Annotated in this window: 7 protein-coding genes; 6 read left to right on the top strand and 1 reads right to left on the bottom strand. The window is 65.5% G+C overall.

Annotated elements, in window-relative coordinates:
* Window positions 1-80: 80 nt before the first annotated feature.
* Window positions 81-245 carry a hypothetical protein gene (locus tag K0M74_RS13775; RefSeq protein ID WP_293973459.1) on the bottom strand — a complete coding sequence of 55 codons (165 nt, stop codon included), beginning with the start codon at window positions 243-245 and terminating at the stop codon, window positions 81-83.
* A 113-nt stretch (window positions 246-358) separates the two neighbouring features.
* Between K0M74_RS13775 and rpiB the strand changes: the two genes are divergently transcribed.
* Genes rpiB through K0M74_RS13745 form a run of 6 tightly spaced genes read left to right on the top strand, consistent with a single transcriptional unit; the run spans window position 359 to window position 3813 of the window.
* The gene (gene rpiB, locus K0M74_RS13770; protein WP_293973456.1) at window positions 359-811 is read left to right on the top strand and encodes a ribose 5-phosphate isomerase B; all 453 of its coding nucleotides are present in this window, start codon (window positions 359-361) and stop codon (window positions 809-811) included.
* The gene (glyA, locus tag K0M74_RS13765; protein ID WP_293973452.1) at window positions 808-2115 is read left to right on the top strand and encodes a serine hydroxymethyltransferase; all 1308 of its coding nucleotides are present in this window, start codon (window positions 808-810) and stop codon (window positions 2113-2115) included. The genes rpiB and glyA overlap by 4 nt, the downstream gene beginning before the upstream one ends.
* Before the next feature lie 4 nt (window positions 2116-2119).
* Window positions 2120-2338 (top strand): hypothetical protein, encoded by a 219-nt coding sequence (locus tag K0M74_RS13760; protein WP_293973449.1) that lies wholly within the window; start codon window positions 2120-2122, stop codon window positions 2336-2338.
* A 3-nt stretch (window positions 2339-2341) separates the two neighbouring features.
* Entirely contained in the window at window positions 2342-2806 is a 465-nt protein-coding gene (nrdR, locus tag K0M74_RS13755; protein WP_088441605.1) for a transcriptional regulator NrdR, read from the top strand.
* A complete protein-coding gene (locus tag K0M74_RS13750) occupies window positions 2803-3555 on the top strand; it encodes a TrmH family RNA methyltransferase (RefSeq protein WP_293973446.1) in 753 nt (250 codons plus the stop codon). The genes nrdR and K0M74_RS13750 overlap by 4 nt, the downstream gene beginning before the upstream one ends.
* 33 nt (window positions 3556-3588) lie before the next feature.
* Entirely contained in the window at window positions 3589-3813 is a 225-nt protein-coding gene (locus K0M74_RS13745; RefSeq protein WP_293973443.1) for a hypothetical protein, read from the top strand.
* The last annotated feature ends 167 nt before the right edge of the window (window positions 3814-3980 follow it).

Below are 3980 nucleotides of genomic sequence, written 5' to 3'. Positions count from 1 at the left end.
GGGGAGCGGCGGGGGGGTTTTTCTCCCCGTTCCCCGGCCGGGCCCCCCGGGGCCCCCCGCCTGGGGGGGGGCGCCGAAAGCTATTTCACCGGCACCAGCCACACCGCCACATTGGCGAACATCACCAGCCCCGCAACCAGCATCAGCAGCGCGCGGCGCCGGTCGCCGTTGCGAAACACATAAGCAGCACCGCCGGTCAGGAAGACCCCAGTGAGCATCAGCACGGATATGACGGTATCGGACATGCCGCGGCTTTATCGGCCGCGTCACAAATTTGCCACCTCGCTTATGGCCAAATCGGGCGGCGTCGCCTAAAGGGCCGACATCGATTCCCTTGACCCCAGCGGGAGCCGCGCCGATGCGCATCGCCATTGCCTCTGACCATGCCGCTTATGAGCTGAAAGCGCTGCTCGCGGATTGGCTGCGCGCCGAAGGCCATGACGTCGAGGATCTCGGCACCAACGGCCCCGACAGCGTCGATTATCCCGATTTTGGTTATGCGCTGGGCGAAGCGATGGCCGCAGGCCGCGCCGACCGTGGCGTCGCGCTGTGCGGGTCGGGAATCGGCATTTCGATTTCGGTCAATCGGAACCCAGCGGCTCGCTGCGCGCTCGTGTCCGAGCCGCTGTCGGCGAAGTTATCGCGCGAGCATAATGACGCCAACGTCATCGCAATGGGCGCGCGCCTCACCGGCATAGACATGGCCAAGGCGTGCCTGACCGCCTTCCTCACCACCGATTTCGCCGGCGATCGCCACGCGCGCCGCGTCGATAAATTATCCAATCCGCCGCAACTGGAGACCAGCCGATGACCACCAACACGCTCGATAAGCCCATCAAATCGGCTGGCTATTTCACCGACGGCGTCGACACCGTCGACCCTGCGGTCGCGGCCGCAATGAAGCATGAGCTGGAACGCGAACGCTATCAGATCGAACTGATCGCCAGCGAAAACATCGTCTCGAAAGCCGTGCTCGAAGCGCAGGGGTCGGTGTTTACCAACAAATATGCCGAAGGCTATCCGGGCCGCCGTTACTATCAGGGCTGCGCGCCGTCGGACGAGGTCGAAACGCTCGCGATCGACCGCGCCAAGCAGCTGTTCGATTGCGGCTATGCCAATGTCCAGCCGCATTCGGGGGCGCAGGCGAATGGCGCGGTGATGCTGGCGCTGACTAAGCCCGGCGCGACGATCCTGGGCATGAGCCTCGACGCCGGCGGTCACCTCACCCACGGCGCCCCGCCCGCGATGTCGGGCAAATGGTTCAACGCCATTCAGTACGGTGTGCGCGCCGACGACCATCTCGTCGATTTCGACCAGGTCGAAGCGCTCGCCAAGGAGCATCGTCCGGCGCTGATCATCGCGGGCGGCTCGGCCTATCCGCGCACGCTCGACTTTGCTCGCTTCCGCGCGATTGCCGATGATGTCGGCGCGCTGCTGATGGTCGACATGGCGCATTTCGCCGGTCTCGTCGCGGGCGGTGTTCATCCCTCGCCGATGGAGCACGCGCATGTCGTCACCACGACGACGCACAAGACGCTGCGCGGGCCGCGCGGCGGCATGATCCTGACCAATGACGAAGCGATCGCCAAGCGGATTAATTCGGCGGTCTTCCCCGGCCTGCAGGGCGGCCCGCTGATGCATGTCATCGCCGCCAAAGCCGTCGCCTTTGGCGAAGCGCTGCGCCCCGATTTCAAGGACTATGCGAAATCGACCGTCGCCAACGCGCAGGCGCTCGCCGGTCGCCTCAAGGCACGCGGCGCCGACGTTGTGGCGGGCGGCACCGACACCCACCTTGCCCTCATCGACCTGCGCCCGCTCGGCGTCACGGGCCGCGACGCCGACGAGGCGCTCGAGCGCAGCGCGATCACCTGCAACAAGAACGGCATCCCCTTCGACCCGCTGCCGCCGGTCAAGGCCAGCGGCATCCGCGTCGGATCGCCCGCGGGTACGACGCGCGGCTTCGGCATCGCCGAGTTCGAGCAGATCGGCGATATGGTCGCCGACGTGCTCGAAGCGCTTCGCGACAAGGGCGAGCATGGCGACGCCGATGTCGAAGCCGATGTGCGCGGCCGCGTTCGCGCGCTGTGTGAACGCTTCCCGATCTATCAGGGCTGATCCGATGGCACGCCAACATCCCGAAGAACCGACGCTCGCCGAAGTCAAGATCGAAGAGGTCAAGGCGATGGGCAAGCAGGGTCTGGCGCATCCCTCGACCAAACCGGTGCTCACCGGCGGCGCAATCGGGGCCGTTGTCGGTGCCGTCCTGCCGGTGGTCAGCTGGCCCGTCGGGTTGCTCGCGGGCGCCGCGATTGCGCTTTACTCGCGGGTGAAACGCTAACCGATGCGTTGCCCTTATTGCGGCCATGAAGACAGCCAGGTGAAGGACAGCCGTCCGACCGAGGACGGCGCCGCCATTCGTCGCCGCCGTCAGTGCGAGGATTGCGGCGCGCGCTTTACGACGTTCGAGCGCATCCAACTGCGCGAAGTGTCGGTGCTCAAGGCCGGCGGTGGGCGCGAGCCCTTCGATCGCGAAAAGCTGATGCGCAGCATCCAGATCGCGTGCCGCAAGCGCCCGATCGACGGCGCGCGTATCGAACGGCTGGTGTCGGGCATCCAGCGCCAGCTCGAAACATCGGGCGAGAACGAGGTGCAGGCAGCGCAAATCGGCGCGATGGTGATGGAGGCGCTGAAAGGTTTCGACAGCGTCGCCTATATCCGCTTCGCCAGCGTCTATCGTGAATTCACCGAGGCCCGCGATTTCGAGGAATTTGCCTCGTCGGTGACCGAGGCGGCGCATAAAAGTTGAGCACCGCGGTCCCGCCCCCCGTCATCGTGCTCGTCCGTCCGCAGCTGGGTGAAAATATCGGCAAGGCGGCGCGGGCAATGCTCAATTTCGGGCTGACTGAGTTGCGGCTGGTGGCCCCGCGTGACGGCTGGCCCAATCCCGACGCGGGTCCGGCAGCCGCAGGCGCTGACATCGTGCTCGCCGAGGCACAGGTGTTCGACATCCTGGCCGAAGCGGTCGCTGACTGCACGACCATCTACGCCACCACGGTGCGCAAACGCGGCGTGATGAAGCCCGTGCTCACCCCCGAGGCTGCGGCGCGCGCGGTGCATGCCGATGCAGGACGCTCGGCCTATATCTTCGGTGCCGAACGCTCAGGGCTCGATACCGACGACGTCGCTCTGGCGCACAATATCGTGACGGTCCCGATCAATCCCAAATTTGCGTCCTTGAACCTGGCGCAAGCGGTGATCCTGCTCGCCTATGAATGGTCGAAACATGCCCCAGGCGAAGCCGATGGGGGTGTCGCGCTGGCCAGCCCGCCCACCGTCCCACTCGACCCCATCGCGCCGCATGCCGAACTGGAAGAGCTGATCCAGCACCTGGTCCGCGACCTCGATGCCAGCGGCTATTTCGTGCCGCCCGAACGCACCGAAGCTACGCTGCGCACCCTGCGGACAGCGCTCACCAAGACCGGCTGGTCGCACAATGATATCAGGATGATGCATGGCATCATAACCAGTCTTGGCAGAAAGCCGCGAGCGCGATAACAGGCTCCTACCCTCCCCGGAGTCAAATCGTCCATGCTTACCTTGATGATGTCGCTGGCCCTCGCCGCGACCACCGCCGAAGCCTCTGCTTCGCAGCCCGTCACCGAAACCGCCGCCAAGCCAGCCACGAAGCCCAAAATGATCTGCCGCCGCATCGCCGACACCGGCAGCCGCCTGGCAGCACGCGAATGCCGTACGCAGGAAGATTGGGACCGGCAGGCCGATTCTATTAGCCAGCAGCTGAAGGGCGCGAAGTAATTTCGGGGTGCCGGCGGCGTTAACCGTCGACGCGAATGCGATCCCATTCGACCGCCTCATGGGCGATCGATTGCTCGACCAGTTCGTTCCATACGGCGCGCAGCCGTTCGGGCGAAAGCCCGGCGGCGGCCCCATCGCGCGCCACAAAATACCGAACCAACCCCCTT

The organism is Sphingopyxis sp. (assembly GCF_019459305.1).
GTDB lineage: Bacteria > Pseudomonadota > Alphaproteobacteria > Sphingomonadales > Sphingomonadaceae > Sphingopyxis.
Note: the sequence above shows the minus strand (reverse complement) of the source record. Positions and strands in the feature narration are given on the sequence as shown.